Here is a 26,058-nt window from a genome sequence, read left to right as displayed (position 1 = left end):
ACCGGCTGGCTCCACCCGCTGTCCTCACCTGCTGATCCCACCCGGCGGCTCCACCGGCTGGCTCCACCCGCTGTCCTCACCTGCTGATCCCACCCGGCGGCTCCACCGGCTGGCTCCACCCGCTGTCCTCACCTGCTGATCCCACCCGCCGACTCCACCCGCCGACTCCACCCGCTGACCCCACCGGCGGAGCCCACCCGCCGACTCCACCGGCGGAGCCCACCCGCACCGCCCCGGAGGGGAACCGGCCACCCCACCCCTCCCGTCACACCGTCATGGACAAGCAGCGACTGACCCTCAGCGTCCTGACCCTGCTTCCGCTCGCCGTGGCCTGTGGCACCGAAACGGGGGGCGGCGGCTCCGTGGGGACCGGATCGTCCCCGGTCACCGGCGTTCACTGGAGCGTCGACACCTTCACCACGCATGGCCGGACCCGGCAGGCGCCGGACAGCGCGTATCTGCGGATCGGCGAAGACGGTCGCGTCAGCGGCAACCTCGGCTGCAACACTTTCGGCTCGACCGTCACCCTCAAGGGTGACCGTGTCGACTTCGGGAAGATCGAGGCGACCGACATGGGCTGCCAGAAGGACCCCATGAGCTTCGAGCAGAGCCTCAGCCGCGCCTACGTCGACAACACGTTCACCAGCGAGGTCAAGGGCGACAAGCTGACGCTCACCACCGACGGCGGCGACCGCGTCAGTCTCACCAAGGAGCCGGACGCACCCCTGTACGGCACGAAGTGGACGGTCACCTCCCTCGGGGACGGTGGCGTGGCCCAGTCCCTTCCCGAAGGGGCCGACGCCCACTTCACCCTCGACAAGGCGAACGGCACCCTTTCCGGACGCCTCGGCTGCAACCAGGTCACCGCCAAGGCCACCGTCCGCGACGGACATATCACCCTCGGCGCCGCCAAGACCACCCGGATGATGTGCGACGGCTCACTCATGGACACCGAGAGGACCTTGCTGGGCCTCTTCGGCAGCACGGTCGTATACGACTTGAACCACCGATCCATCGCGCTGACCAGCACAAACGGAAAAACCGTCCAAGCCGTCGCCGACGAGTGATCCGTCAAAGATCCGTATCCCCAATTCGGACCAGTGGTCGATCTCGCCTACACTCGGTGGCGTGCCACGTGGTGACGGTCGACTCAATCATGATCTGCTCCCCGGCGAGAAAGGCCCCCAGGACGCTTGCGGCGTCTTCGGAGTCTGGGCCCCGGGTGAAGAGGTCGCCAAGCTCACTTACTTCGGGCTGTACGCCCTCCAGCATCGAGGCCAGGAATCCGCGGGTATCGCGGTAAGCAACGGCTCCCAGATCCTCGTCTTCAAGGACATGGGCCTCGTGTCCCAGGTCTTCGACGAGACCTCGCTCGGTTCGCTCCAGGGTCATATCGCGGTCGGTCACGCCCGCTACTCGACCACTGGCGCCTCCGTGTGGGAGAACGCCCAGCCGACGTTCCGTGCCACCGCGCACGGCTCCATCGCGCTCGGCCACAACGGCAACCTCGTCAACACGGCGCAGCTCGCCGAGATGGTCGCCGACCTCCCCAAGCAGGACGGCCGCACCACCCGCGTGGCCGCCACCAACGACACCGACCTGCTCACCGCGCTCCTCGCGGCCCAGGTCGACGACGACGGCAAGCCGCTGACCGTCGAAGAGGCCTCCGCGAAGGTCCTCCCGCAGGTCAAGGGCGCCTTCAGCCTCGTCTTCATGAACGAGCACACCCTGTACGCGGCCCGCGACCCGCAGGGCATCCGCCCGCTGGTCCTCGGCCGACTGGAGCGCGGCTGGGTCGTCGCCTCCGAGTCCGCCGCCCTCGACATCTGCGGCGCGGCCTACGTCCGTGAGATCGAGCCGGGTGAGTTCGTCGCCATCGACGAGAATGGCCTGCGTACGTCCCGATTCGCGGAAGCGAAGCCCAAGGGCTGTGTCTTCGAGTACGTGTACCTGGCCCGCCCGGACACGGACATCGCCGGCCGGAACGTGTACCTCTCGCGCGTCGAGATGGGCCGCAAGCTCGCCAAGGAAGCCCCTGTCGAGGCCGATCTGGTGATAGCGACCCCGGAGTCCGGAACGCCCGCCGCGATCGGTTACGCGGAGGCCAGCGGCATCCCGTTCGGCGCCGGCCTGGTCAAGAACGCGTACGTCGGCCGGACCTTCATCCAGCCTTCACAGACCATCCGTCAGCTGGGCATCCGTCTGAAGCTGAACCCCTTGAAGGAAGTCATCAAGGGCAAGCGCCTGGTCGTCGTCGACGACTCGATCGTGCGCGGCAACACCCAGCGGGCCCTGGTGCGCATGCTCCGCGAGGCGGGTGCGGCGGAAGTCCACATCCGGATCTCCTCTCCCCCCGTGAAGTGGCCCTGCTTCTTCGGCATCGACTTCGCGACCCGCGCCGAACTGATCGCCAACGGCATGACCATCGAGGAGATCGGCACCTCGCTCGGCGCCGACTCCCTCTCGTACATCTCCATCGACGGCATGATCGAGGCGACCACCATCGCCAAGCCGAACCTGTGCCGCGCCTGCTTCGACGGCGAGTACCCGATGGACCTTCCCGACCCCGAGCTGCTCGGCAAGCAGCTCCTGGAGACCGAGCTGGCCGCGGGTCCCGCAGCCACGGCCGCGGCTGACGCCATCCGTCGCCCGTAAGCGCCGCAGAGCCCCGTTTCACCAACCCGAAAGATCCCAGGCAATGTCTGCTGTATCTGATCAGTCGACTTCGTCGACGGGCACTGCTTCCGGTGCTTCCTACGCGGCTGCCGGCGTCGACATCGAAGCGGGCGACCGCGCCGTAGAACTGATGAAGGAGTGGGTGAAGAAGACGCAGCGCCCCGAGGTCCTCGGCGGCCTCGGCGGCTTCGCCGGCCTCTTCGACGCCTCCGCCCTCAAGCGTTACGAGCGCCCGCTGCTCGCCTCCGCCACGGACGGCGTGGGCACCAAGGTCGACCTCGCCCGTCGGCTCGGCATGTACGACACCATCGGCCACGACCTGGTCGCCATGGTCATGGACGACATCGTGGTGTGCGGCGCCGAGCCGCTCTTCATGACCGACTACATCTGCGTCGGCAAGGTCCACCCGGAGCGCGTGGCGGCCATCGTGAAGGGCATCGCCGAGGGCTGTGTGCTCGCGGGCTGCGCCCTGGTGGGCGGCGAGACGGCCGAACACCCTGGCCTGCTCGGTCCGGACGACTTCGACGTCGCGGGCGCCGGTACGGGCGTGGTGGAGGCCGAGCGGCTGCTCGGCCCGGATCGTATCCGTACGGGTGACGCGGTGATCGCCATGGCGGCCTCCGGTCTTCACTCGAACGGGTACTCGCTCGTCCGGCACGTCCTCTTCGACCGGGCGAACCTCAGCCTGGACCAGCACATCGAGGAGTTCGGCCGCTCGCTCGGCGAGGAGCTCCTGGAGCCCACCAAGATCTACTCGCTGGACTGCCTGGCGCTGACGAGGACCACCGAGGTGCACGCGTTCAGCCACATCACCGGCGGCGGGCTCGCGGCCAACCTGGCCCGGGTGATCCCGGACGGGCTGCACGCGATCGTGGACCGCGAGACCTGGACGCCGGCCCCGGTCTTCGACCTCGTCGGCAGGACGGGCGAGGTCGAGCGTCTGGAGCTGGAGAAGACGCTGAACATGGGCGTGGGCATGATCGCGATCGTCCCCGAGGAATCGGCGGACGCGGCGCTGGCCACCCTCGCGGACCGCGGCGTGGACGCCTGGATCGCCGGTGAGATCACCGAGCGCGGCGATCACGCGACGGGCGCGGCCCTGATCGGCGACTACGCGAGCTGAGGCCCTCGGGGCAGCACAAAACCCGGTCCGGCGTTGAGGCCCCGGACCGGGTGAAGTGCGGTTGCTACGAGAAATCCGCCAACAGAGATCTGCTCACCGCTACAGCTACGAGAGATCGCGGAAACCGCGAGGGACGCTGGTGCGTCAAGCGCCGCGACGTTGAGACTGTGGACCGGACTCGTCCTCATCCTCATCGTCGTCGTTGTAGAGATCCGCGTACTGGGCGTACGGGTCGTCTTCCTCGTCGTCGTCCTCGAACGGCTCGCCATTCGGCGGCTGGCTCGAAGTCGAAGCGCCCAGCTCATTGGCCAGACGCGAGAGGTCAGTCCCGCCGCTGCTGTACTTCAGCTGGCGGGCGACCTTCGTCTGCTTGGCCTTTGCCCGGCCGCGCCCCATGGCTCGACCCCCTCGGATACGGGGCTCGGTGGCCCCAGAGTCTTGACACGCGTTCATGATCTGGAACGGGCTCTCCGTGGAGAGACCGGTCCGTAGGGCTTCCACGGTACCTGAGCCCGCGCCCATACGGTACGTCGCCCGCAGGACGCGCCTTGGCCCAGAACCTGCGAGGTGCCCTGTCCTCGCTGGTCAACCGCGATTTTAACCTCTTCTTGGCGGACGACCCGCCGACGGGAGTGAGAGTTCTCTCGAAGTGTCCCCTCGGCGGGTCCCTGACAAGCGTCGAGACGCACGCGGAATGCGACGGAATGGAGGGTTCCGTTATCCGCGGCGGCGCGCCTCCGCCATCCGCTGCTCGGCGATCCGGTCGGCCGCGGCGGCCGGCGGAATCCCGTCCTCCTTCGCACGTGCGAATATGGCCAGCGTGGTGTCGAAGATCTTCGTGGCCTTCGCCTTGCACCGGTCGAAGTCGAAGCCGTGCAGCTCGTCGGCGACCTGGATGACACCGCCCGCGTTCACCACGTAGTCGGGCGCGTAGAGGATCCCGCGGTCCGCGAGGTCCTTCTCGACACCCGGATGCGCGAGCTGGTTGTTGGCGGCGCCGCACACGATCCGCGCGGTGAGCACCGGCACGGACGCGTCGTTCAGCGCCCCGCCCAGCGCACAGGGGGCGTAGATGTCCAGGCCCTCGGTGCGGATCAGCGCCTCGGTGTCCGTGGCGGCCGTGACGCCCGTCGGGTGCTTGTCCAGGATCCGCCGTACGGACTCGTCGCGTACGTCCGTGATCACGACCTCGGCGCCGTCCTGGCGTAGATGGTCCACCAGGTGGTGGCCCACCTTGCCGACGCCCGCGATGCCGACCTTGCGGCCGCGCAGCGTCGGGTCGCCCCACAGGTGCTGGGCACTGGCCCGCATGCCCTGGAAGACCCCGTAGGCGGTCAGGACCGAGGAGTCGCCGGCGCCGCCGTTCTCGGGCGAGCGGCCCGTCGTCCAGCGGCACTCGCGCGCCACGACGTCCATGTCGGAGACGTACGTACCGACGTCGCACGCGGTGACGTAGCGCCCGCCGAGCGAGGCCACGAACCGGCCGTAGGCGAGGAGCAGGGCCTCGCTCTTGATCTGCTCGGGGTCCCCGATGATCACGGCCTTGCCGCCGCCGTGGTCGAGACCGGCCATGGCGTTCTTGTACGACATCCCGCGCGAGAGGTTCAGCGCGTCGGCGACGGCCTCCTCCTCGTTCGCGTACGGATAGAAACGCGTCCCGCCCAGGGCGGGGCCCAGAGCGGTGGAGTGGATGGCGATGACGGCCTTGAGGCCGCTGGCCCGGTCCTGGCAGAGCACGACTTGCTCATGACCCCCCTGGTCCGAATGGAACAGGGTGTGCAGGACGCCGTCGGTTACGTCGGTCACGGTGGTGACTCCCAGGTAAGTAGCGGCGGTTGTGGACGGTGCCCGTGCGGATGGCGGGCTTCCGTGGGCATGAGATTAGAGCCTGTGCCCGGTCGCCATCCGCGCAGTGTTCAGGATCACCTCCTCCTGGAGTACGTTTCCGCACGGTCGTGGGACGATTTGCAGTGATTTCCCGGTCGCCCGCGTGCCGCTCGCCCGGGATCCAGCCCGGGTTTCGTGTCCGGTCCGTTGGGGAGGGAGCAGGGGTGCCCAAGGTGTCCTCGGTGATCGTCCCGTACGCGTCCTATCTGCGCGTGTACGAACCGCTGGCCGCCTTCCCGGAGCCTGAGCGGACCCACTGGGCGCGTTACGCACGGCGCGCCGAGCGCCCGTCGTACCAGGACGAGTTGCGCCGCTCCCTGGCCGACCTGCTGCCCACCCCGCCGATCCCCGTGCCGGTGCACGAGAGCGCGGACGCGTTCGTGCTGAGCGTCGACGGGGTGCTCTGCGTCTGTCCCTGGCGCACCCGGCTGCGCGGCTGGCAGGCGCTGGAGGAGCTGGCCGACGAACTTCCCGTGTCCGTCCTGGACGCGGTCCTGCCGCCGCTCGTACGCCGCCAGACGGCCCTCGACTACGAGCGCTGGCTGGCCCGCAACCCCGACGCCCGCCCCTGGATCCGCACCTCGACCTGGCAGGTGCCGCTGAACTGGTTCGTGCTCGTCACCGACGAGGAGCGGCGGTACGAGAAGGGGGCGGGCGGCGACGGAGCCGCGCCCTCGCTGCGCTACCGGACGCCGATGGTGCAGGCGCGGCGGCGGACGGCACGCGCTCTGAAGACCCTGCGGGACACCCTGGACGAGGGACCCCTCATCGACGGTCTGGTGGACGTGGGGCGCTGGCTGGAGGAGTTCCATCCGCGCTCGCTGGTCGAGCTGGACTACGGCGGGCTCGTGCACGCCCTGCCGGCCGGGCACCTCGAGGACGACCACTCGGCGGCCGACGTCGCCGAGGGCATCGAGGCGCTGCGGCACGGGGACGGGGCGGCGGCGGGAGAGGCGTACGGGCGGCTCGTGGAGCGCTGGCGCTCGGTCCGGGACCGGCGTTCGGCGAACTGAGGGGCGTCCAGGGTCTTTGGGCCCGCGGGGCGCGTGGGTCCTGTGTGTCGCGTGGGTTCTGTGGGTTCTGTGGGACCGGTGCGTTCTGTGGGGTGTCTGAGTGCCTCGGGACGTTTGAGCGCCTCGGTACGGCTGGAGCGGGTTTGCCGCACGAGAAGTGTGATGTGCTTCTCACTGGTGTTCGCCCGAACTGACGTATGGTCCTCGCACGCTGAAGAACCCTCACTGCGGGAGAAGACCACGCAGGCCGGGACCTAGGTCCCGATCCGGTCTTTTGTGTCAACGATGTGTCAAGCGTGACGTATGGCACTTACCTGGCTCTTGCATCGCTTGCCCTTCCTCGTGCCAAAATAGGACAAGGAGCCCGGGGGAGGGCTCCATCCGTCCATGTTCGGACGGGAATCTCGGTATTGCGCGCTATGGGGGGTCTGACGACTCCTGATCGCCCTGTGACTGATCGTCACAGTGGCGTGACTGTCCGCTATGGCATGGTCCATCGGCTTCCGTCGCTGATGAACACCTGGGAGGGCAATTCCATCGGTTTGGCCGACGCGGCTGGACGGATGGTGTAGTTGTAGTGCCGAGGACAAGCCGTTCGTCCTATAACCGACTCGACTCGCGTCCGCCATTTCGGGCAACGCGGGTCAAGGTGCAGAATTTAGAGGAAAGAACCGAGAAGGTTCGGTTCTCCCGAGGAGGCCGCTCATGACCGCTCGCACCCCTGATGCCGAGCCGCTGCTGACCCCGGCTGAGGTCGCCACGATGTTCCGCGTCGACCCCAAGACGGTCACGCGGTGGGCGAAGGCCGGCAAGCTCACATCCATCCGCACGCTCGGCGGGCACCGCCGCTACCGCGAGGCTGAGGTCCGCGCGCTACTCGCGGGTATCCCGCAGCAGCGCAGCGAAGCCTGAACAATCGCATAACCGGGCAATTCGGCGGGTCCCCCAACCTGTCAAGACGCCCGAACCACAGCTCCAAGCGACGCGGGTCCTGCCCCAACAGGGCTCACGCCCGACCCAGTTACACATGCGACAAGGGTGCGTCGTCGATCGCGCTGGACTCCGCCGGGTCCAGCGCGATTTTTTTTATGCCCTGCTCAGGTGCCGAAGGGGCTCGGGTGTGGGCCGTGCGGTGGGCCTGTGAGCGGCCTTGTCGGAGTCTGGGGAGGGCTGTCGGATCTCCTGTGGGAGCCCTCGGAGAGTGGTGCAATTGCACATATTAAATTGACCAGTTGTAGGTGGGGTGTAAGTTCCGCACTTCTGAAAACTTATGCGGTGACACCCGTCACATGCCAGAGTCCTTGTTGCCTGAGACGCGTCTGCGCTAAAGGAGTTGGGCGGATGTTCCCTCCCGCGCGAGGTCACGCATGGGAGGAGGTTTCGTCCTCGGCCGCCATCTCGTCCTCCTCGCCGTGCGCGGAGGGCTCCATGGCCAGTCTCAGGAGCTGATGGCAGATCGGGCAGTGCCGCGTCAGATGGCGGTACCCGGAGGCGGCCGACAGATGGGCGCGGAGCAGCGCGCGCGTCTCGTGCCGAGCGGACGCCGCCATGAACCACCTCCGGGAGGTCGAGTGCCCTGGATTCCGGGGTACCCGCCGAATGTGACGGCGTCAAGGTGCGGGGAGCTCCGCCGGTGGGGGCGGGACTGCGTCCGGCGTTCGGTGGGAGGGCCTGGGGGGGCGGCCGTGTGGAGGTGGGGGCGCGTGAAGGGGCGTACGCGGCGCTCGGAGTCTGCGGATGCGCGCCCAGGGGCCCGAGCGTGCGCTGCCGGGCGCTCGGTCCGCGCGGGGTGGTTCGCGCGCGGGTGGGTCGGGAGTCCAGAGGCGCGAGGGGTCCGTGAGTTCGTACGGCCGCGCGGAGCGTGTACGCACGAGAGCCCGGGTCCGAAGACCCGGGCTCTCGTATCTCTTGCGGTCCTGACGGGATTTGAACCCGCGGCCTCCACCTTGACAGGGTGGCGAGCACTCCAAACTGCTCCACAGGACCAGGTTTCGCAGTCACTTTCTTGCGCTGTGCTGCGAGAAGAGACTGTACAGGAGGGTGAGCCCGGGGTCGAACTCACCCACCGTGCAGGTCCGGTTACGGCACCGCCGCGTCGATCGCCTTCACGATGCGCTTGTCGGAGACGGGGTACGCCGTGCCGAGCGCGTGGGCGAAATAGCTGACCCGGAGCTCCTCGATCATCCAGCGGATGTCCAGGACCGATGAAGGGATCGGCCGGCCCTGCGGCATCTGCTCCAGGAGCCACGCGTATTCGTCCTGCATCTCGTGGACCTTCTCCATGCGGGTGGTGTCCCGCTGGACGCCGGTCGGCATCTGCTGCAGGCGGCGGTCGGCGGCGACCAGATAGCGCATCAGGTCCGGGAGCCTGCGCAGCCCGGTCGCCGTGACGAAGCCGGGCTTCACCAGGGCGTTCAGCTGCGTCCGTACGTCCGTGAGGTTGGCCAGCAGGGTGGGGCTGCCGGTGGCCTTCAGACGGCGCTCACAGGCCTGCCAGGCGGCGAGGACCTGCTGCACCTGGCCCACCGTCCGGACCGTCGTGTCGACGATCTCGGCGCGCACCTTGTCATACAGCTTCCGGTACGACTCCTCGTCCCACGCCGGGCCCCCGAAGTCGCCGATCAGCTTGTCCGCCGCCGCCGTCGCGCAGTCGTCGAACAGGGCCTGCACGGAGCCGTGCGGGTTGGCGGACAGGGCGAGCTTCTGGGCGTTGGTGAGCTTGTCCGAGGCGAACTTGGCAGGGTTCACCGGGATGTTGCGCAGGATCAGCCGCCGGGTGCCCGTCCACATGGCCTGCGCTTGCTCGGCCTCCGTGTCGAAGAGACGTACGGAGACGGTGTTCGCCGTCGGGCCGTCGTCGACCAGGGCCGGGTAGGCCTTCACCGGCTGACCGGCCCGGCGCGTCTCGAAGACACGCGTCAGCGTGCCGATCGTCCAGTCCGTGAGGCCCGTGCGTTCCAGGGACTCGCCGCCCTCGCGCTCCGCCGTCGCCGCCGCGGCCTGCGAGATCGCCTTGCGTGCCTTCGGTTTCAGCTGGAGCTGGAGGGTCGGGAGGTCCTTGTCCTCAGCCAGTTTGCGGCGCCGCTCGTCGACGATCCGGAAGGTGATCTTCAGGTGGTCGGGGACACGGGGCCAGTCGAAGTCCTCGGCCGTGACCGGCACACCCACCATCCGCTTGAGCTCGCGGGCGAGGGTCGTCGGCAGCGGCTCCTGAAGGGGCACGGCCTGGTCGAGGAACCGCTTCGCGAAGTTCGGGGCGGGGACGTAGTTGCGGCGTATGGGCTTGGGGAGGGAACGGATGAGCTCGGTCACCACCTCTTCGCGCAGACCCGGGATCTGCCAGTCGAAGCCCTCGTCCGTCACCTGGTTCAGGACCTGGAGCGGGATGTGGACCGTCACGCCGTCGGCGTCCGCGCCCGGTTCGAACTGGTAGGTCACCCGGAACTTCAGGCGGCCCTGACGCCACGAGTCGGGGTAGTCGTCCTTGGTGACCGACCCCGCCTTCTCGTTGATGAGCATCGAACGCTCGAAGTCGAGGAGCTCGGGCTCGTCATGGCGCTTGTGCTTCCACCAGGAGTCGAAGTGCGCGCCGGACACGACGTGGGCCGGCACCCGCTGGTCGTAGAAGTCGAACAGCGTCTCGTCGTCGACCAGGATGTCCCGGCGGCGGGCACGGTGCTCCAGCTCCTCGACCTCGGTCAGGAGCTTGCGGTTGTCGGCGAAGAACTTGTGGTGCGTGCGCCAGTCGCCCTCCACGAGGGCGTTGCGGATGAAGAGGTCGCGGCTCGTCTCGGGGTCGATACGACCGTAGTTGACCTTGCGTTGGGCGACGATCGGGACGCCGTAGAGGGTCACCTTCTCGTACGCCATCACGGCCGCCTGGTCCTTCTCCCAGTGCGGTTCGCTGTAGGTGCGCTTGAGGAGGTGCTCCGCCAGGGGTTCGACCCACTCGGGCTCGATCCTGGCGTTCACCCGGGCCCAGAGACGGGAGGTCTCCACCAGCTCGGCCGACATCACGAAACGCGGCGGCTTCTTGAACAGGGCCGAACCCGGGAAGATCGCGAACTTGGCGTTGCGGGCACCGAGGTACTCGTTCTTGCCCGTGCTCCTCCCGCTCTCGCCCCCGGTCTCCTTCACGTCCTTCATGCCGACGTGCGAGAGCAGGCCGGCGAGGAGGGAGACATGGACGCTCTGCTCCGCCGCGTCGTCCTCGTTGAGGTGGATGCCCATCTGCTTGGCGACCGTGCGCAGCTGGGTGTAGATGTCCTGCCACTCGCGGATGCGCAGGAAGTTCAGGTACTCCTGCTTGCACATGCGGCGGAAGGCCGACGAGCCCCGCTCCTTCTGTTGTTCGCGGACGTAACGCCAGAGGTTGAGGAAGGCGAGGAAGTCGCTCGTCTCGTCCCTGAAGCGGGCGTGCTGCTGGTCCGCCTGCGTCTGCTTGTCGGCGGGGCGCTCGCGCGGGTCCTGGATGGAGAGCGCCGCGGCGATCACCATGACCTCGCGCGCACAGCCGTTCTTGTCGGCCTCCAGCACCATGCGGGCCAGCCGGGGGTCGACGGGGAGCTGGGCGAGCTTGCGGCCGGTGTCCGTGAGGCGCTTGCGTACGTCCTTTTCGGACGGGTCGAGCGCGTTCAGTTCCTGGAGGAGCTGGACGCCGTCTCGGATGTTGCGGTGGTCCGGCGGGTCGATGAAGGGGAACTTCTCGATGTCGCCGAGGCCGGCCGCCGTCATCTGGAGGATGACGCTCGCCAGGTTCGTACGGAGGATCTCCGCGTCCGTGAACTCCGGGCGGGTGTTGAAGTCGTCCTCGGAGTACAGGCGGATGCAGATGCCGTCCGACGTACGGCCGCAGCGGCCCTTGCGCTGGTTGGCGCTGGCCTGCGAGACCGGCTCGATGGGCAGGCGCTGGACCTTGGTGCGGTGGCTGTATCTGGAGATACGGGCGTTGCCCGGGTCGATGACGTACTTGATGCCCGGGACGGTGAGCGAGGTCTCGGCGACGTTGGTCGCCAGAACGATCCTGCGGCCGGTGTGGGGCTGGAAGACGCGGTGCTGCTCCGCGTGGGAGAGGCGGGCGTAGAGGGGGAGGACCTCGGTGAAGCGGTACTGCTTCTTGGTGAGTGCGTCCGCCGTGTCGCGGATCTCGCGTTCGCCGGAGAGGAAGACCAGGATGTCGCCCTTGCCCTCGGCCTGCAGTTCCTCGACCGCGTCCGTGATCGCGGTGATCTGGTCGCGGTCGGCGTCGTCGCCGTCCTCCTCGAGGAGCGGGCGGTAGCGGACCTCCACGGGGTACGTACGGCCGCTGACCTCGACGATCGGGGCGTCGCCGAAGTGGCGGGAGAAGCGCTCCGGGTCGATCGTGGCCGATGTGATGACGACCTTGAGGTCCGGGCGCTTGGGGAGCAGCTGGGCGAGGTAGCCGAGCAGGAAGTCGATGTTGAGGGAGCGCTCGTGGGCCTCGTCGATGATGATCGTGTCGTACGCGCGCAGCTCGCGGTCCGTCTGGATCTCGGCGAGCAGGATGCCGTCCGTCATGAGCTTGACGAAGGTGCCGTCCGGGTTCACCTGGTCGGTGAAGCGGACCTTCCAGCCGACGGCCTCGCCCAGGGGGGTGTCCAGTTCCTCCGCCACACGCTCGGCGACCGTGCGGGCGGCGATGCGGCGGGGCTGGGTGTGGCCGATCATGCCGCGGACGCCGCGGCCCAGTTCGAGACAGATCTTGGGGATCTGGGTGGTCTTTCCGGAGCCGGTCTCACCTGCGACGATGACGACCTGGTGGTCGCGTATGGCGTCGGCGATGTCGGACTTCTTCTGGCTGACCGGGAGCTGCTCGGGGTAGGTGACGGCGGGCACACGGGTGCGGCGCTCGGCCATGCGGGCCTCGGCCTTGGTGACCTCCGCGTCGATCTCGGCGAGCACGGCGGCGCGGGCTTCGGGCTTGCGGATCCGGCGCGCGCCCTCGAGCCTGCGGCCGAGCCGGTGCGCGTCGCGCAGGGACAGCTCGGCCAGGCGGGGGGCGAGGTCGCCGAGGACGGGGGCAGGATGCGTAGACATACGCCGTCCAGGATCTCACCTCGCCGAAATTACTGGCGAGTGCTTTATCTCGGGCCCCGTGGGGTGCCTTGCGCGGGTCCGCTGTCCGCGGGTGCCGGGTGCCGGGTGCCGGGTGCCGGGTGCCTGGTATCGGTGGTGGGTGCGCCTGGTGCCGGTGGGTGGGGCGGGGCCGTGGCGGTACGTCGAGCCCGTCGCCGCTGGATCAGACGTGGGCCGGGCATGGGAGCCGCTGCTCGATCCGGACGTAAGCGACGGGCTTGCGACGTACCGCCACGGCCCCTCGCGTCGCAGGGCGGCCTCGCGTCGCAGGGCGGCCTGGCGTTGCAGGGCGGACTCGGGTGGCAGGGCGGCCTCGGGTGGTCGGCGGCCATGGGCTGTGGGTGGTCAGGGGTGCGGGTGGTCAGGGGTGCGGGGGGATGGAGGCGTGGGGGTGGGTGTCTCGGCGGGTGTGGTGGGCGGTGTCGGCGTCTCGGCCGGGGGCGTCGGGGTGCGGTGGGGGGTGCCCTGGGCCATCGCCTGGGCGGTGTTGGAGACGGCCTTGATGCCCAGGTACGCCGTGGTCATGGTGCTGACCGCGGTGAAGGCCGCCGTCAGTACGCCGATGATCACCGACTTGTCGCCGCCCAGGCGCCATACGCCGACGATCGCGACGGCCACGATCGCGAAGTTGCTCAGGACGACCGCCGTCAGCCCGTACAGGGCCCGGTATCGCTCCAGGTCGAGCTCCCTGATCGGCTTCGCCCTGTCCTTGCCCACCCTCACTGGTCCCCCTTGCTCACCACACGACGTCGGTCAGCCAGAACGTAGTGTCCTGCCCGGGGCATGCCAAGCTCGGCTCGCATCGGAGGTACGACGAAGGCCCCGTCCGTAATGGACGGGGCCTTCGTTGTGGTGGCTGGGGCCGGGGTCGAACCGGCGACCTATCGCTTTTCAGGCGATCGCTCGTACCAACTGAGCTACCCAGCCACGAGGTTTCATAGGAAACCTCAGCGGTCCTGACGGGATTTGAACCCGCGGCCTCCACCTTGACAGGGTGGCGAGCACTCCAAACTGCTCCACAGGACCAAGCTGTTGCGTGCGACGCGTAAACAGTGTCGCACACGGTGTTGCGTGCCCCCAACGGGATTCGAACCCGTGCTACCGCCTTGAAAGGGCGGCGTCCTAGGCCGCTAGACGATGAGGGCTATCGGCCCGCCTGGGCGCTTCTCAGCGCGTCGGGGACGTCAGAAGCATATGGGATGGCGGGAGGTATCGCCAAAACGGTTTACGGGGCGGTCGTGGAGGTGGTCGGGGAGGGGGAGGAGGACTGGGGCGCGCCCGGTTGGTTCTCCTTCGGGAGGTGGCGGCTGACCTCGGCCGTCGTCAGGCCCAGGCCGCCCAGTTTGATCTCGTCCCAGGCCTGGAGGTGGCGGGTGTCACGGTCGACGTAGAGGACCGAGGCCTCGATGGGGTCCGGGTACGTGCCCTCGATCGCGCGCAGGCCGCTGCCGCCCGTCGAGCCCTCGACGCGCAGGCGGGTTCCGTACTTCATGACCTCCGTCTGTTCGTGGTGGAGGTGACCGGCCAGGACGAGGGGCACCTCGCCGTCCGTCCCGCGGGCCGCCGACGGCTCGTGGGCGATGGCGATGTCGACGGGGGTGCCTGCCGTGCGCTGGTCGCGGAGGGCGGAGGCCAGGCGGGCGCCGGCCAGATCCTCCGCCGCGCCGCCGCCCGGGGTGACCGAGCGGTCGGGGGTGAACTGGGGGTCGCCGATGCCGGCGAAGCGCAGGCCCGCGACCGTGACCGCGCGGCCGTCGTCCAGGACGTGCACGTTCTTCAGGCGTTGCAGGTAGCGCTGGGTGACGAGGCTGTCGTGGTTGCCGCGCACCCAGATGTAGGGCGCGCCCAGGTCGGGGATGGGGTCCAGGAAGCCGTTCTCGGCCGAGGTTCCGTGGTCCATGGTGTCGCCGGAGTCGACGATCACGTCGATCGCGTACTGCTTCACCAGTGACGCGATGATCTTCCAGCTCGCGGGGTTGAGGTGGATGTCGGAGACGTGCAGGACCCGGATCGTGGACGGGTCGGGCTCGTACGTCGGGAGCGTGGAGGTGACGTCGTACAGCTTCGTCACGTTCGTCACCAGACGCGCCAACTCCTTCTGGTAGACGTCGAATTCACTGACGATGTTGCGGGCGTTGCCGACGAGGGAGGGGGCGGAGGAGAGCAGTCCGGAGAACCTCGGTTCCAGCACCGAATTCGGGTTCCAGGTGGCGAAGGCCGTCGCGCCGGAGGCGGTGAGCAGGGTGAGGGCCAGGCCGCCGGCGGCCAGGGCGCGGCGCGGGCGGCGGTAGACCGCGAGGCCGAGGGCCGTGGCGCCCGAGACGACCGCGACGCAGGACCGTACGGCCAGGTCGAGCGTGCCGTGCTCGACGTCCTGCGCGACCTCGTCCTGAAGGCCCGAGAGCCGCTCGGGGTGGTCGACCAGGGCCTGCGCGCGGACCGGGTCGAGCTGGTCGACGTTCACGTCGAGGCGGACCGGGGCGATGTGGCTGTTCAGCTCCAGGGCGCCGAGCGGGGAGACGTTGATCTTGGTGCCGCCGCTCACCGAGGGGCGCAGGGTCATCGTGGTGTTCATGGGGCCGACCGGGACGCGCACATTGCCCACGATCAGCAGGCCCAGCCAGGCGCCGAGGAGGACGACCGCCATCAGGCCGAGCGCCCGGGCGTACGGGTTCGGCTGCTGGACGAGTTCCTCGGTGACGGGGCGGAAGCGGCGGGTGTGGCGGAAGTGGCGGGAGCGGAGGGTGTGGTGCTTACGGGTCAGGGCGGTGGTGACGGCGGATATGGAGGTGGTGACGGCGGATGTGACGGCGGATATGGAGGTGGTGACGGCGGATGTGACGGTGGTGACGGCAGCGGGGACGCGGGCCATTGGTCCCGTATGCCCAAGTGCGGGGGTGGGTATGCGGGGTGTCCGGGGCTGTCGTCGACTCTCCTGCGAGCCGGTCGTGCCGGACAATGGCCGTGTGCTGGAGATGACGCGCGAGGAGTTCGAGGAACTGGTCGCCGAGGCGCTGGACCGGATTCCGCCGGAGCTGACGCGGTTGATGGACAACGTGGCGGTGTTCGTCGAGGACGAGCCCGACCCCGCCGATCCCGAGCTGCTCGGGCTCTACGAGGGAACTCCCCTGACCGATCGCGGGGAGTGGTACGCGGGGGTGCTGCCGGACCGGATCACGATCTACCGGGGGCCGACCCTGCGGATGTGCGAGACGCGGGAGGACGTGGTCGCGGAGACCGAGGTCACCGTGGTGCACGAGATCGCGCATCACTTCGGCATCGATGACGAACGGTTGCACGCGCTCGGCTACGGGTGAGCGAGCGGGGAGGGGGCGGCGGGGTCCGGCGCCCCCTGGGGCTCGGGACGCGTGTCATGTTCCCGCGTGTCCTCTTGCGGGCGGCGGGAGTTGGGCAGGGGGACTCCCCGATCCATCCCCAGGCTCTCGGCCTCGCCGAGCAGGGGAGACCCCCTCCGGAGGTGGCTGCCCGTGCGCGCCTTGTACGTACCCGTCCGTCTGGCCGCCACGGTCATCGTCGTCGCGTCCGCCGCTGGCTGTGTGAGCGTGGGTGACGACGCGGGCCGGCCCGGGCCCGCGCACTCGGCGGGGCGGCACGGCGGCCAGGCCCCCGACGGGGGGTCCGCGGAGAGCGGGGGCGGTGGCGGGTTCCACGGAGGGACGGGTGTGAAGGGCGGCGCCTCCGCCAAGCCCGGTGAGCAGGCCTCCGGGTCGGCGTCCGCGTCGGCCTCCGGCGGCGCGAAGCCGTCCGCCGGGGCGACGGGCAAGGGGGACGGCAAGGGGCAGCCGGAGCAGCCTCCGCCGTCGAACGGGGTGCCGAGTTCCACGCACGCCACGTCCGATCCGACTCCGCCGCCCCCTCCTCCGCCACCGCCCGTGTCGCCGACGCCCGATCCGACCACGGCGGAGCCCTCGTCCTCGGCGCATGAGCAGACCACGCAACTGGTGGATCGGGAGCCGGCGCCGCGGGCGGGCCAACCGGCGTGAACGGGGTGGTGGACGGGCGGCGGGGAGGGGCGGAGGAACGACGAGCGGAGGGGTGGCGGGAAAGTCGGCGGAGGCGGCGGGAATACGCTCGGCCATCGCTGGTGTTGGAAGCCCTGCCAGCAGACGTAAGACCTCCCCTGCATGCCTGACCTGCCCCTTTGGGGGTCAGTTTGCCTTCAGGGGTGGGGGGTGCGTATGGTGGTAGATCGTTTGATCCCATTTGCCCGGCGCCATTGCAGAGAGCGCCGCGTGTGGCGCGTACTCTCCCTTGCCGTGGCCGGACCGCATAGAGGCGGTCGATTGCGACTTCACGGAGTTTGGGCGCGTGCCGAAGAACTCCGGAAGGTTCGCATTTCGCATGTCTGTTTCCAGTACTGATCACGTCGTCGTGCCCGAGAACAACGAGAACGACAACAACGAGGGCGTCCAGGCCGCCGTCGAGACCGTGGAGACGGTCGAGACCGTCGAGGCCGTCGACGCCGCCCCCGAGATCACCTTCGACTCCCTCGGCCTCCCCGAGGGCGTCGTCCGCAAGCTCGCCCAGAACGGTGTGACCACCCCGTTCCCGATCCAGGCCGCGACCATCCCGGACGCCCTGGCCGGCAAGGACATCCTCGGCCGTGGCCGTACCGGCTCCGGCAAGACCCTCTCCTTCGGTCTGCCGACCCTGGCGCGGCTCGCCGGCGGTCACACCGAGAAGAAGAAGCCGCGCGCCGTCATCCTCACGCCGACCCGTGAGCTGGCCATGCAGGTCGCCGACGCGCTGCAGCCCTACGGCGACGTCCTCGGCCTGAAGATGAAGGTCGTCTGCGGCGGTACGTCGATGGGCAACCAGATCTACGCCCTGGAGCGCGGCGTCGACGTCCTCGTCGCCACCCCGGGCCGCCTGCGCGACATCATCAACCGTGGCGCCTGCTCGCTGGAGAACGTCCAGGTGGCCGTTCTCGACGAGGCCGACCAGATGTCCGACCTGGGCTTCCTGCCCGAGGTCACCGAGCTGTTCGACCAGATCCCGGCCGGCGGTCAGCGGATGCTGTTCTCGGCCACGATGGAGAACGAGATCTCCACGCTGGTCAAGCGCTACCTGACCAACCCGGTCACGCACGAGGTCGACAGCGCCCAGGGCAACGTCACGACGATGTCCCACCACATCCTCATCGTGAAGCCCAAGGACAAGGCGCCGGTCACCGCCGCGATCGCCTCCCGCAAGGGCCGCACGATCATCTTCGTCCGCACCCAGCTGGGCGCCGACCGTATCGCCGAGCAGCTGCGCGACGCCGGTGTGAAGGCCGACGCGCTGCACGGCGGCATGACCCAGGGCGCGCGGACCCGGACGCTGGCCGACTTCAAGGACGGTTACGTCAACGCGCTCGTCGCGACCGACGTCGCCGCCCGCGGTATCCACGTCGACGGCATCGACCTCGTCCTGAACGTGGACCCGGCCGGTGACCACAAGGACTACCTGCACCGCTCCGGCCGTACGGCCCGTGCGGGCCGCAGCGGCACCGTGGTGTCCCTCTCCCTGCCGCACCAGCGCCGTCAGATCTTCCGGCTGATGGAGGACGCGGGCGTCGACGCCGCGCGTCACATCATCAACTCCGGTACGGCCTTCGAGCCCGAGGTCGCCGAGATCACCGGCGCCCGGTCGATGACCGAGGTCCAGGCCCAGTCGGCCGGCGACGCCGCGCAGCAGGCCGAGCGTGAGGTCTCGGAGCTCACCAAGGAGCTGGAGCGCGCGCAGCGTCGTGCGGTCGAGCTGCGTGGGGAGGCCGACCGTCTGGTGGCCCGTGCCGCGCGCGAGCGGGGCGAGGACCCGGAGGCGGCGGTCGTCGCGGCCGCCGAGGCACTGGCGGAGCAGGCGGTGGCGGAGGCCCCGGCCGAGGCCCCGGCCGTGTCCGAGCAGCCCGTCGCCGAGCGTTCGTCCTACGAGCCGCGTCAGCGCCGTGACGAGCGGGGCAACTACGAGCGCCGCGACAACGACCGCGGTGACCGTGGTGGCTCTGGTTTCCGTCGTGACAATGACCGTCGTGATGACCGTGGTGGTCGTTCGTTCGAGCGTCGTGACGACCGTGGTGGCTCCGGTTTCCGCCGTGACAATGACCGTCGTGATGACCGTGGTGGTCGTTCGTTCGAGCGTCGTGACGACCGTGGTGGCTCTGGTTTCCGTCGGGACAACGACCGTCGTGACGACCGTGGTGGTCGTTCGTTCGAGCGTCGTGACGACCGCGGTGGCTCCGGTTTCCGTCGGGACAACGACCGTCGTGACGACCGTGGCGGCTTCGACCGCGACCGCCGGGACGGCGACCGTGGTGGTCGTTCGTTCGAGCGTCGTGACGACCGCGGTGGCTCCGGCTTCCGCCGTGACAACGACCGTGGCACCGCCGGCCGCTCCTTCGAGCGCCGCGACGACCGTGGCGGTCACCGTGGCAGCGACCGTCCCTTCAACCGCGACCGCCAGGACAACCGTCCCTCCAGCGGTTTCCGCGCCGGCAGCCACGACCGCCCGTACGGCCGTCGCGACGACCACCGCGGCACCGGCACGGGTACCGGCACCGGTTCCTTCGGCCGCCGCGACGAGAAGCCCCGCTGGAAGCGCAACGGCTGACGTCCGATGACATCTGCTGACGTCCGCTGACGTCCGCGCATGCTGAACGCCGTGGCCCCCACCGATCCGGTGGGGGCCACGGCGTTTTCCGTATCCGTGGCTGTGCCCCACTCGTCATGCCTTCGTGCGCCTGCGTCTCGGCGCGGCCTCCGCGGTGCTGGCGGCCGGCCTGAGCCCGCTGCGGTCGCGGACGCGGACGAAGGTGGCCGCGGGCTGGGGCGGGTCGTACAACGTCGTCGTCGGCGCCGGAGACATCACGGGTGACGGCAAGGCGGATCTGGTCGCGCGGGACACCGCGGGGAATCTGTACCGTCAGAACGGCACCGGCAAGGGGTCGTTCGCGGCGCGGGTGAAGATCGGGAGCGGCTGGCAGGGCCACAGGGGTCTTTTCTAGCCAACCCCACGTCTTGATCGGTGCATGCCGATCCCCCGGCGAGGGAATCGCTGGTGGCATGACAGATGACGCCAAGGCGAGTGGGCTGTCGGACGAAGAACGGCTTGCCCAGCTCGGCTATACGCAGGTGCTCGCCCGCCGCATGTCGGCGTTCTCCAACTACGCGGTCTCGTTCACGATCATCTCGGTCCTTTCGGGGTGTCTGACGCTGTATCTGTTCGGCATGAACACCGGCGGCCCCGCCGTGATCACCTGGGGGTGGGTCGCGGTCGGACTGATGACGCTGTTCGTCGGGCTGTCGATGGCCGAGATCTGTTCGGCCTATCCGACCTCGGCGGGGCTGTACTTCTGGGCCCACCGGCTGGCGCCCGCGAGGTCGGCCGCCGCCTGGGCCTGGTTCACGGGGTGGTTCAACGTCCTCGGGCAGGTCGCGGTGACCGCCGGGATCGACTTCGGTGCGGCGTCCTTCCTGGGCGCGTATCTGAACCTTCAGTTCGACTTCACGATCACGCCGGGCCGCACGATCCTGCTCTTCGCCGGGATCCTCGTCCTGCACGGGCTGCTGAACACCTTCGGGGTCCGGATCGTCGCCCTCCTCAACGACATCAGCGTGTGGTGGCACGTGCTGGGCGTCGGGGTGATCGTGGGCGCGCTGGCCTTCGTGCCGGACCACCATCAGTCGGCGTCCTTCGTGTTCACGCACTTCGTGAACAACACCGGGTGGGGCAGCGGCGTGTACGTGGTCCTCGTCGGCCTGCTGATGGCGCAGTACACCTTCACCGGGTACGACGCCTCGGCCCATATGACCGAGGAGACCCACGACGCGTCGACGGCGGGCCCGAAGGGCATCGTGCAGTCGATCTGGACCTCGTGGATAGCCGGATTCGTCCTCCTGCTGGGCTTCACCTTCGCCATCCAGTCGTACGACAAGGAGCTGGGCTCGGCGACGGGCGCGCCGCCGGCGCAGATCCTGCTCGACGCGCTGGGGGCGACGGCGGGCAAACTCCTGCTCCTGGTCGTGATCGGCGCGCAGCTCTTCTGCGGGATGGCGTCCGTCACCGCCAACAGCCGCATGATCTACGCGTTTTCGCGCGACGGGGCGCTGCCGTTCTCCCGGGTCTGGCACACCGTGAGCCCGCGCACCCGCACGCCGGTCGCGGCGGTGTGGCTGGCGGCCCTGGGCGCGCTCGTGCTGGGGCTGCCGTACCTGATCAATGTGACGGCGTACGCGGCCGTGACGTCGATCGCCGTGATCGGGCTCTACATCGCGTACGTCATCCCGACGCTGCTGCGGCTGCGCAAGGGGGAGGCGTTCGAGCGGGGGCCGTGGCACCTGGGCCGCTGGTCGCGCGCGATCGGCGTCGTCTCGGTCGCCTGGGTCGTCGTGATCACGGTCCTGTTCATGCTGCCGCAGGTCTCCCCGGTCACCTGGGAGACCTTCAACTACGCCCCGGTCGCGGTCCTCGTCGTCCTCGGCTTCGCCGCGACCTGGTGGCTGGCGTCGGCCCGCCACTGGTTCCTCAACCCCGACCACGCCCGCACGCTCGCCCGCGTGGCGGCACGCAAGGACGCGCCCGAACCGGTTGATCCATAGGGCTGTTCGCTGTTGGCGTGGCCGGGACGCGGATACCCGATCGGACTCCCGGCCACGTCCGGCTATGCTCGGGGATGCATCGGCACGGGATCGATACGGGCCGACGTGTGGACCCTTAGCTCAATTGGCAGAGCAGTGGACTTTTAATCCATTGGTTGTGGGTTCGAGTCCCACAGGGTCTACCTGACGATCAGCCCCCGACCTGCGGCGCGAGTGCCGGAAGGCCGGGGGCTCAGTCGTTTTCCGGTGGGCAGAGATCGTTAGCTCGGCCGATGCTCGGACGAAGTGCAATGGATCAAGACATGAGGAGGCCCCGGCCGGGGATGATCCGACCGGGGCCTGGTCCCGCCCGCCCCGAGGGAACTGCTTGCCGTCGGCGGGCGGGAGTCGTTACGCCCACGTGCTCCCGGACGTGTCCGTGAGGTTCGTGCGGCCGTTGTGGCGGTCTTCGTGCCGGCCGCCATGACCGGGCGGGCGGGTGCACCGGCCCGCCCTGCCCGGGTTCCGTGCCCAGCAGTAGCCGGCCGCCCCCCGGCTGCGCGGGACTTCTCCTCGTCGTTTCCGCGGGTCTTCACCGGGTGCCTCCCACACAGGCCGTGCGCCGTACCGCTGACCACTGCCGGCGCAGTGCCCCGGCTCGGGGGCACTCCCGCTCAGGCACGGCCCGGCACGAGTAGCACTTCACGCCGTGGTCCAGGAGCGCCTGGTACTCGGCATACGCGGGGGGTGTGATGGTCCGCTGACTCATGACCGCACCTCGACCCGGGGCGTGGGCTGGTCGGCGAGCGGGACCAGGCCGTACCGGATCTGGCACGGGTGGCACGCGAACTTCTGGCGGCCTGCTCCCGTGCCGGATCCCGTCTCTTCGATCTGGATCAGGCGGACGTCTCGCGTGACCCCTTTATGCCAGGAGCAGTAGGCGTAGGCCGCCGGGGTGGTGGGTGCGCCCGCGGCCTGCGTAGGGTTTGCCATGTCGACTCCAACCAGTCGGCCACACCCCGGGGCCGTTCACGCGGTCGCCGGGGTTCGTCGTACCTCCCGACGCTAGAAGCGTGAACAACGGCATTGCCAGGAATGTGCACCGATGTACACGTGACCTGATTGCGACCTTGACCAGCACAGCCAGGCACAAGACGGTGGTGTACATCTCTGAACACGGCATACGTCGGAGGCAACCGTGGATCTACAGTTCATCGGGATCGACCCGAACACCGGGGACGGCGAAAGCCCCACCGTGTGGATCGACCAGGAGAAGAACGAACTCGTGCTCCAGGGCTGGAAGCCGGGCCCCGAACTCGAAGAGCGGTGCGCCGCGTTCGAGGTACCCGGCCACGCGGTGGGCATCCCGGACCACGAGGCAGTCATCCGTATCCCCGCCAGGATGGCCCCGATGATCAGGGAGGCGTGCGATGCCCTCGAGCGTCCCGACGTTCCCTGAACTCCTCGGCTCGGCAACCAGCACGGCCGTCCACCTGGAGATGCGCGACAGCTACGCGGTCGACTACGAGAAGGGCCCCTTCGTCGACTGGCGGGCAGGACACCGCCCCGACCCGGCGGACCGTGCCTCCTGGTGGCGGCCATGGCTCGACCTCATCCAGGAGACCGTGGGCCGCGGGGTCGTCGTCCGCCGCGCCCGGATCGTGTCCGAACCGGTCAGCGAATACACCCGCTTCCTCTACGACGGCACCTTCACCAACGTCGCTGCGGGCGAGCGGGTGCGGTGGCTGCCGCGCCGGCGCGCCTCGGACATCCCGCTGCCGGGCAATGACTTCTGGCTGATCGACGGACGGCTGATCCGGTGGAACCACTTCACCGGCGAAGGCGCCTCGGGAGGCGGCGAGATCAGCGAGGACCCGGCCGCTGTGAAACTGTGCGCCGACGCCTTCGAAACGGTGTGGTCGCGCGCCGTCCCGCACGACAACTACCAGATCAGCTAACGAGAAAGCGCCCAGGCCAGCTCATGCCCACCTCTCCGTCATCCTCGGCCCAGGCCGCCCGCGAAGCAGTCGCCGGACGCCTGAAAGAACTCCGCGCCGACGCCGGAATTACCGGGCCTGAGCTGGCCGCACGCTGCGGCTGGTCCCATCCGAAGACGTACAGGATCGAAGGCGCCCGCACCCCGCCGTCGCCAGACGACATCCGTCGCTGGTGTGAGGCCTGCGGCGTAGCTGGGCAGGCGGACGACATCATCGCTCAGTCCCGCACCGCCGAGTCGATGTACGTCGAGTGGCGGCGCAAGGTTCGCACCGGATTGAAGCAGCTGCAGCACAGCTATGTCCCGCTGTTCAAGTCGACGAAACTGTTCCGGGTCTACTCGCCGACCATGGTGCCCGGCCTGCTCCAGACCGAGGGGTACGCGCGCGGGCTGATGACGTCGATCACCCGCTTCCGGGACATCCCAGACGACGTCGCCGACGCGGTGGCCGCCCGGCTCGAACGGTCCCGGATCATCCACGAACCGGGGCACCGGTTCGCCATGGTCATTGAGGAACCAGTGCTGTACTACCGGCTCGGCGACCAGGACGCGATGGCTGCCCAGCTCGGCTACCTGCTCACCGCCGGCGCCTTGCCGCAGGTGTCGCTTGGCATCATCCCCAGCGCGACCGCGGAGCGCTCCCTGTGGCCGCAAGAGCTGTTCCACGTGTACGACGAGACGCTCGTCTCGGTCGAACTGCTGGCGGCCCGCGTGCAGGTGACGCAGCCATCCGAGATCGCCCTGTACGTGAAGGCGTTCGAGCAGCTGCGCGGCACGGCGGTGTACGGCGCGGATGCGCGTGCCCTGATCGTGAAGGCTCTCGGCGCACTGCACTGACCCTGGACGCACGAAAGCGGCCCCGCCCTCCCGAAGGAAGGCGGGGCCGCTTGTCAGGGGGGTCACGCGTACTGGCGCCGGCTGGGCACGAGGCCCATCGACAGCAGGCCTCCACCCTTCTGCGGTGTCGGCTGGGGGGCGCCATCGCGGCGGCAGATGAGGGCGTCTGGGTCGGAGGCGGGCGCCTGGAGGCTGTACCCGTCGGGACAGGCCGGGCCTGCGGGCCCCTGCTCTCCCTGCGGTCCTTGCTCGCCCTGCGGTCCGGTCTCACCCCGAGGGCCCTGGGGTCCGGCTGGTCCTGCCGGCCCGGTGGGGCCGACCGCTCCGGGGCTTCCTGCACTGCCCGGCTGCCCGGCCGTTCCGGACTTCCCGTTCGTCCCGGGCGATCCCGACGGGCCTGGCGTGCCTGACGGGCCCGGGTCGCCCTTCGGCCCCGGCGGTCCAGGAATGGGCACCGGCACCTCAGCGCGGTCGGGCAGGTCCTTGACGGCCGTGGTGGGGTCCGGGGCAACCGGCGTGCCGCCCTTGGCCTTGACCTGCTGGCGCAATGCCCGGACGTCCCCGGCGAGCGTTGATACGGCGGTGCCGCGCAGGTCCGCCTCGGCGGCCAGCTGGTCGGCGCGCGTGGCCTCGGCCTGGACGCGCACGTACACCAGGAGCACGGCGCCGGTGAGCGCCAACAGGAAGGCCAGGAGAGCCATCGGCTTCCACCGGCGGGCGAGCACCCGTTCGGCGCGCGTCATGAGGTGCCTCCCAGCGTCTGCACGATCAGCCGGAGCCGCGCCGACTCTGCCCGCTCTTCCGCGAGTTCTAGCTTGAGCGTGGCCACCTCGGTGCGCAGCTCCTTGCGCTCTTCCTGCAGCTGGTCCGTGAGGCTGTTGAAGCCGTTCACCGCGTTGCCCTCCCGTTGGGCGCGCCCCGAGATCCGGGATCCGTACATGGCTGCCGCCCCGGCCACGACGGCGCTGCCGATCACGCCGAGGGCTGTGACGAGGGCGGCGTCCATGCCACCTCCAAGACGCTCGCATCGTGCAGGGTCAGACGCCCTTGGCCAGCGACGCGCTGTTCTTTGTGCCGAACGCTCTGGCGAGCATGCCCTTGAGCAGGGAGCCCCCGGCGGCGACTCCGGCCGCGCCCATGGTCTGCCAGAAGCTCGCGTGGAACATGTCGGCCGGTCCCGCGGCGACGCCGACGCCAGACGCCGCGACGACGAACGTGGAGAGGGTGCGCTCGGCGAGGTCGCGGCCGTAGGTTGCGGCGGTCTTCACGACGGTGTTGACGTTGGGCAGGTTGATCTCAGACATGGTCAGTCTCCTTCTGCTCGGCGAGCCAGCGCCGGACGGTCTGGTTGTGGCGGGCGTCGGCGAGCGCGTTGTGCTCGCCGGATTCCTGCTGCGGCAGGTCGTCCCAGCGGAAGCCGAGCCGGGCGCGTTCCTGCTGGATGTCGTGGGTGAACATCGGCACCCCGTCGGGGAGGGCGATCATCGGCCCCCAGAGTTGAGCGAGGCAGACGTGGTCGTAGGCGCCGTAGTTCGCCCACAGTTCGACGTCCGGTCCGGCGGCGCGGATGAAGTCCATGACGTCGTCCGCGATTTGATCGCGACGCTTCACGACCGGGTCGGCGTAGTCGAACAGCCAGGACTTCGGTACGTGGTTCCGCCGGTCTCCGTGCCCCTTCGGCAGGCCCGGTACGACGTTCTCCATCAGCCACGCGTGCTTCCGGATCTTCCGGACGGGCATGTCCCGGTTGACGGCGTAGTACTCGCGGCCGTCGTCGCACACCATGCCGATGGAGATCAGCTCGATGGTCCGGCCGTCCTCCAGGAATTCGAGATCGTAGAACAGGTCCGTCAC

Annotated in this window: 25 protein-coding genes and 5 tRNA genes; 14 read left to right on the top strand and 16 right to left on the bottom strand. The window is 69.2% G+C overall.

Annotated features, from left to right (window positions below):
- Nucleotides 1-275 precede the first annotated feature (275 nt).
- From ACIRA5_RS45980 to purM, 3 genes are all read left to right on the top strand, one after another.
- Nucleotides 276-1,067, top strand: coding sequence for an META domain-containing protein (locus ACIRA5_RS45980; protein ID WP_403702297.1), 792 nt, complete (start codon nt 276-278; stop codon nt 1,065-1,067).
- Between the two features lie 61 nt (nt 1,068-1,128).
- Nucleotides 1,129-2,655, top strand: coding sequence for an amidophosphoribosyltransferase (gene purF / locus ACIRA5_RS45975; protein ID WP_403702294.1), 1,527 nt, complete (start codon nt 1,129-1,131; stop codon nt 2,653-2,655).
- Between the two features lie 43 nt (nt 2,656-2,698).
- Complete coding sequence (gene purM / locus ACIRA5_RS45970; protein WP_403702291.1) at nt 2,699-3,799, top strand: phosphoribosylformylglycinamidine cyclo-ligase; 1,101 nt, start codon at nt 2,699-2,701, stop codon at nt 3,797-3,799.
- Nucleotides 3,800-3,943: 144 nt separating this feature from the next.
- On the opposite strand, the gene ACIRA5_RS45965 is transcribed toward purM, so the two are convergent.
- On the bottom strand, nt 3,944-4,195 hold the full coding sequence (locus ACIRA5_RS45965; RefSeq protein ID WP_067377246.1) for a DUF3073 domain-containing protein: 252 nt from the start codon (nt 4,193-4,195) through the stop codon (nt 3,944-3,946).
- 321 nt (nt 4,196-4,516) lie between these two features.
- Nucleotides 4,517-5,605 (bottom strand): Glu/Leu/Phe/Val dehydrogenase dimerization domain-containing protein, encoded by a 1,089-nt coding sequence (locus tag ACIRA5_RS45960; protein ID WP_352053576.1) that lies wholly within the window; start codon nt 5,603-5,605, stop codon nt 4,517-4,519.
- A 245-nt stretch (nt 5,606-5,850) separates the two neighbouring features.
- Here ACIRA5_RS45960 and ACIRA5_RS45955 point away from each other — a divergent pair, with 245 nt between their 5' ends.
- Nucleotides 5,851-6,699, top strand: coding sequence for a hypothetical protein (locus tag ACIRA5_RS45955; RefSeq protein WP_403702286.1), 849 nt, complete (start codon nt 5,851-5,853; stop codon nt 6,697-6,699).
- 705 nt (nt 6,700-7,404) lie between these two features.
- Nucleotides 7,405-7,611, top strand: a complete 207-nt coding sequence (bldC, locus tag ACIRA5_RS45950) for a developmental transcriptional regulator BldC (RefSeq protein WP_003949541.1) — start codon at nt 7,405-7,407, stop codon at nt 7,609-7,611.
- 449 nt (nt 7,612-8,060) lie between these two features.
- On the opposite strand, the gene ACIRA5_RS45945 is transcribed toward bldC, so the two are convergent.
- The 8 genes from ACIRA5_RS45945 to ACIRA5_RS45910 form a co-directional block, all read right to left on the bottom strand.
- Nucleotides 8,061-8,249, bottom strand: coding sequence for a DUF6274 family protein (locus ACIRA5_RS45945; RefSeq protein ID WP_403702283.1), 189 nt, complete (start codon nt 8,247-8,249; stop codon nt 8,061-8,063).
- 361 nt (nt 8,250-8,610) lie between these two features.
- Nucleotides 8,611-8,685 (bottom strand) — tRNA-Asp (locus tag ACIRA5_RS45940).
- A 93-nt stretch (nt 8,686-8,778) separates the two neighbouring features.
- Entirely contained in the window at nt 8,779-12,756 is a 3,978-nt protein-coding gene (hrpA, locus tag ACIRA5_RS45935; RefSeq protein WP_403702280.1) for an ATP-dependent RNA helicase HrpA, read from the bottom strand.
- Nucleotides 12,757-13,140: 384 nt separating this feature from the next.
- Nucleotides 13,141-13,512 carry a hypothetical protein gene (locus ACIRA5_RS45930; protein WP_403702277.1) on the bottom strand — a complete coding sequence of 124 codons (372 nt, stop codon included), beginning with the start codon at nt 13,510-13,512 and terminating at the stop codon, nt 13,141-13,143.
- 133 nt (nt 13,513-13,645) lie between these two features.
- Nucleotides 13,646-13,722 (bottom strand) — tRNA-Phe (locus tag ACIRA5_RS45925).
- Between the two features lie 24 nt (nt 13,723-13,746).
- Nucleotides 13,747-13,821, bottom strand: a tRNA-Asp gene (locus ACIRA5_RS45920).
- A 46-nt stretch (nt 13,822-13,867) separates the two neighbouring features.
- Nucleotides 13,868-13,940: transfer RNA gene (locus ACIRA5_RS45915), tRNA-Glu, on the bottom strand.
- A gap of 80 nt (nt 13,941-14,020) precedes the next feature.
- The gene (locus tag ACIRA5_RS45910; RefSeq protein ID WP_403702275.1) at nt 14,021-15,667 is read right to left on the bottom strand and encodes a metallophosphoesterase; all 1,647 of its coding nucleotides are present in this window, start codon (nt 15,665-15,667) and stop codon (nt 14,021-14,023) included.
- A gap of 94 nt (nt 15,668-15,761) precedes the next feature.
- On the opposite strand from ACIRA5_RS45910, the gene ACIRA5_RS45905 reads away from it, so the two are divergent.
- The 6 genes from ACIRA5_RS45905 (at nt 15,762) to ACIRA5_RS45880 (ending at nt 21,574) form a co-directional block, all read left to right on the top strand.
- Nucleotides 15,762-16,112, top strand: coding sequence for a metallopeptidase family protein (locus ACIRA5_RS45905; RefSeq protein ID WP_067377126.1), 351 nt, complete (start codon nt 15,762-15,764; stop codon nt 16,110-16,112).
- 171 nt (nt 16,113-16,283) lie between these two features.
- Nucleotides 16,284-16,799, top strand: a complete 516-nt coding sequence (locus ACIRA5_RS45900) for a hypothetical protein (protein WP_403702273.1) — start codon at nt 16,284-16,286, stop codon at nt 16,797-16,799.
- 358 nt (nt 16,800-17,157) lie between these two features.
- Entirely contained in the window at nt 17,158-19,404 is a 2,247-nt protein-coding gene (locus tag ACIRA5_RS45895; RefSeq protein WP_403702270.1) for a DEAD/DEAH box helicase, read from the top strand.
- A 124-nt stretch (nt 19,405-19,528) separates the two neighbouring features.
- Entirely contained in the window at nt 19,529-19,798 is a 270-nt protein-coding gene (locus ACIRA5_RS45890; RefSeq protein ID WP_403702267.1) for an FG-GAP repeat domain-containing protein, read from the top strand.
- Between the two features lie 58 nt (nt 19,799-19,856).
- Nucleotides 19,857-21,392 (top strand): amino acid permease, encoded by a 1,536-nt coding sequence (locus ACIRA5_RS45885; protein WP_099942178.1) that lies wholly within the window; start codon nt 19,857-19,859, stop codon nt 21,390-21,392.
- Nucleotides 21,393-21,501: 109 nt separating this feature from the next.
- Nucleotides 21,502-21,574 (top strand) — tRNA-Lys (locus ACIRA5_RS45880).
- Between the two features lie 389 nt (nt 21,575-21,963).
- On the opposite strand, the gene ACIRA5_RS45875 is transcribed toward ACIRA5_RS45880, so the two are convergent.
- Both ACIRA5_RS45875 and ACIRA5_RS45870 read right to left on the bottom strand, forming a co-directional pair.
- Entirely contained in the window at nt 21,964-22,140 is a 177-nt protein-coding gene (locus tag ACIRA5_RS45875; protein WP_403702264.1) for a hypothetical protein, read from the bottom strand.
- Entirely contained in the window at nt 22,137-22,364 is a 228-nt protein-coding gene (locus ACIRA5_RS45870) for a hypothetical protein (protein WP_403702261.1), read from the bottom strand. The genes ACIRA5_RS45875 and ACIRA5_RS45870 overlap by 4 nt, the downstream gene beginning before the upstream one ends.
- A gap of 205 nt (nt 22,365-22,569) precedes the next feature.
- Between ACIRA5_RS45870 and ACIRA5_RS45865 the strand changes: the two genes are divergently transcribed.
- Genes ACIRA5_RS45865 through ACIRA5_RS45855 form a run of 3 tightly spaced genes read left to right on the top strand, consistent with a single transcriptional unit; the run spans nt 22,570 to nt 24,204 of the window.
- Complete coding sequence (locus ACIRA5_RS45865; protein ID WP_403702258.1) at nt 22,570-22,830, top strand: hypothetical protein; 261 nt, start codon at nt 22,570-22,572, stop codon at nt 22,828-22,830.
- Nucleotides 22,802-23,329 carry a DUF6879 family protein gene (locus ACIRA5_RS45860; RefSeq protein WP_403702255.1) on the top strand — a complete coding sequence of 176 codons (528 nt, stop codon included), beginning with the start codon at nt 22,802-22,804 and terminating at the stop codon, nt 23,327-23,329. Before ACIRA5_RS45865 ends, ACIRA5_RS45860 begins: the two co-directional genes overlap by 29 nt.
- A 23-nt stretch (nt 23,330-23,352) precedes the next feature.
- Complete coding sequence (locus ACIRA5_RS45855; RefSeq protein WP_403702252.1) at nt 23,353-24,204, top strand: helix-turn-helix domain-containing protein; 852 nt, start codon at nt 23,353-23,355, stop codon at nt 24,202-24,204.
- Between the two features lie 62 nt (nt 24,205-24,266).
- Here the strand turns inward: ACIRA5_RS45855 and ACIRA5_RS45850 are convergent, their stop codons facing one another.
- The 4 genes from ACIRA5_RS45850 to ACIRA5_RS45835 are packed head-to-tail and all read right to left on the bottom strand — an operon-like array spanning nt 24,267 to nt 26,058.
- On the bottom strand, nt 24,267-24,947 hold the full coding sequence (locus ACIRA5_RS45850; RefSeq protein ID WP_403702249.1) for a collagen-like protein: 681 nt from the start codon (nt 24,945-24,947) through the stop codon (nt 24,267-24,269).
- Entirely contained in the window at nt 24,944-25,210 is a 267-nt protein-coding gene (locus tag ACIRA5_RS45845) for a hypothetical protein (RefSeq protein WP_403702246.1), read from the bottom strand. The genes ACIRA5_RS45850 and ACIRA5_RS45845 overlap by 4 nt, the downstream gene beginning before the upstream one ends.
- A 31-nt stretch (nt 25,211-25,241) precedes the next feature.
- Entirely contained in the window at nt 25,242-25,508 is a 267-nt protein-coding gene (locus tag ACIRA5_RS45840) for a hypothetical protein (protein ID WP_403702243.1), read from the bottom strand.
- Nucleotides 25,501-26,058, bottom strand: a complete 558-nt coding sequence (locus tag ACIRA5_RS45835; RefSeq protein ID WP_403702241.1) for a 3'-5' exoribonuclease domain-containing protein — start codon at nt 26,056-26,058, stop codon at nt 25,501-25,503. Before ACIRA5_RS45835 ends, ACIRA5_RS45840 begins: the two co-directional genes overlap by 8 nt.

This window comes from Streptomyces sp. NPDC096311, assembly GCF_044763085.1.
Lineage (GTDB): Bacteria > Actinomycetota > Actinomycetes > Streptomycetales > Streptomycetaceae > Streptomyces.
This window is presented reverse-complemented; position numbering and strand designations above follow the sequence as displayed.

Coding starts and splice junctions, on each gene's coding strand:
- ACIRA5_RS45895 (WP_403702270.1), top strand. CDS start 17,158: ATGTCTGTTTCCAGTACTGATCACGTCGTCGTGCCCGAGAACAACGAG.
- hrpA (WP_403702280.1), bottom strand. CDS start 12,756: ATGTCTACGCATCCTGCCCCCGTCCTCGGCGACCTCGCCCCCCGCCTG.
- ACIRA5_RS45945 (WP_403702283.1), bottom strand. CDS start 8,249: ATGGCGGCGTCCGCTCGGCACGAGACGCGCGCGCTGCTCCGCGCCCAT.
- ACIRA5_RS45910 (WP_403702275.1), bottom strand. CDS start 15,667: ATGGCCCGCGTCCCCGCTGCCGTCACCACCGTCACATCCGCCGTCACC.
- ACIRA5_RS45860 (WP_403702255.1), top strand. CDS start 22,802: ATGCCCTCGAGCGTCCCGACGTTCCCTGAACTCCTCGGCTCGGCAACC.
- ACIRA5_RS45885 (WP_099942178.1), top strand. CDS start 19,857: ATGACAGATGACGCCAAGGCGAGTGGGCTGTCGGACGAAGAACGGCTT.
- ACIRA5_RS45840 (WP_403702243.1), bottom strand. CDS start 25,508: ATGTCTGAGATCAACCTGCCCAACGTCAACACCGTCGTGAAGACCGCC.
- ACIRA5_RS45965 (WP_067377246.1), bottom strand. CDS start 4,195: ATGGGGCGCGGCCGGGCAAAGGCCAAGCAGACGAAGGTCGCCCGCCAG.
- ACIRA5_RS45855 (WP_403702252.1), top strand. CDS start 23,353: ATGCCCACCTCTCCGTCATCCTCGGCCCAGGCCGCCCGCGAAGCAGTC.
- purM (WP_403702291.1), top strand. CDS start 2,699: ATGTCTGCTGTATCTGATCAGTCGACTTCGTCGACGGGCACTGCTTCC.
- ACIRA5_RS45875 (WP_403702264.1), bottom strand. CDS start 22,140: ATGAGTCAGCGGACCATCACACCCCCCGCGTATGCCGAGTACCAGGCG.
- ACIRA5_RS45980 (WP_403702297.1), top strand. CDS start 276: ATGGACAAGCAGCGACTGACCCTCAGCGTCCTGACCCTGCTTCCGCTC.
- ACIRA5_RS45845 (WP_403702246.1), bottom strand. CDS start 25,210: ATGGACGCCGCCCTCGTCACAGCCCTCGGCGTGATCGGCAGCGCCGTC.
- bldC (WP_003949541.1), top strand. CDS start 7,405: ATGACCGCTCGCACCCCTGATGCCGAGCCGCTGCTGACCCCGGCTGAG.
- ACIRA5_RS45850 (WP_403702249.1), bottom strand. CDS start 24,947: ATGACGCGCGCCGAACGGGTGCTCGCCCGCCGGTGGAAGCCGATGGCT.
- ACIRA5_RS45870 (WP_403702261.1), bottom strand. CDS start 22,364: ATGGCAAACCCTACGCAGGCCGCGGGCGCACCCACCACCCCGGCGGCC.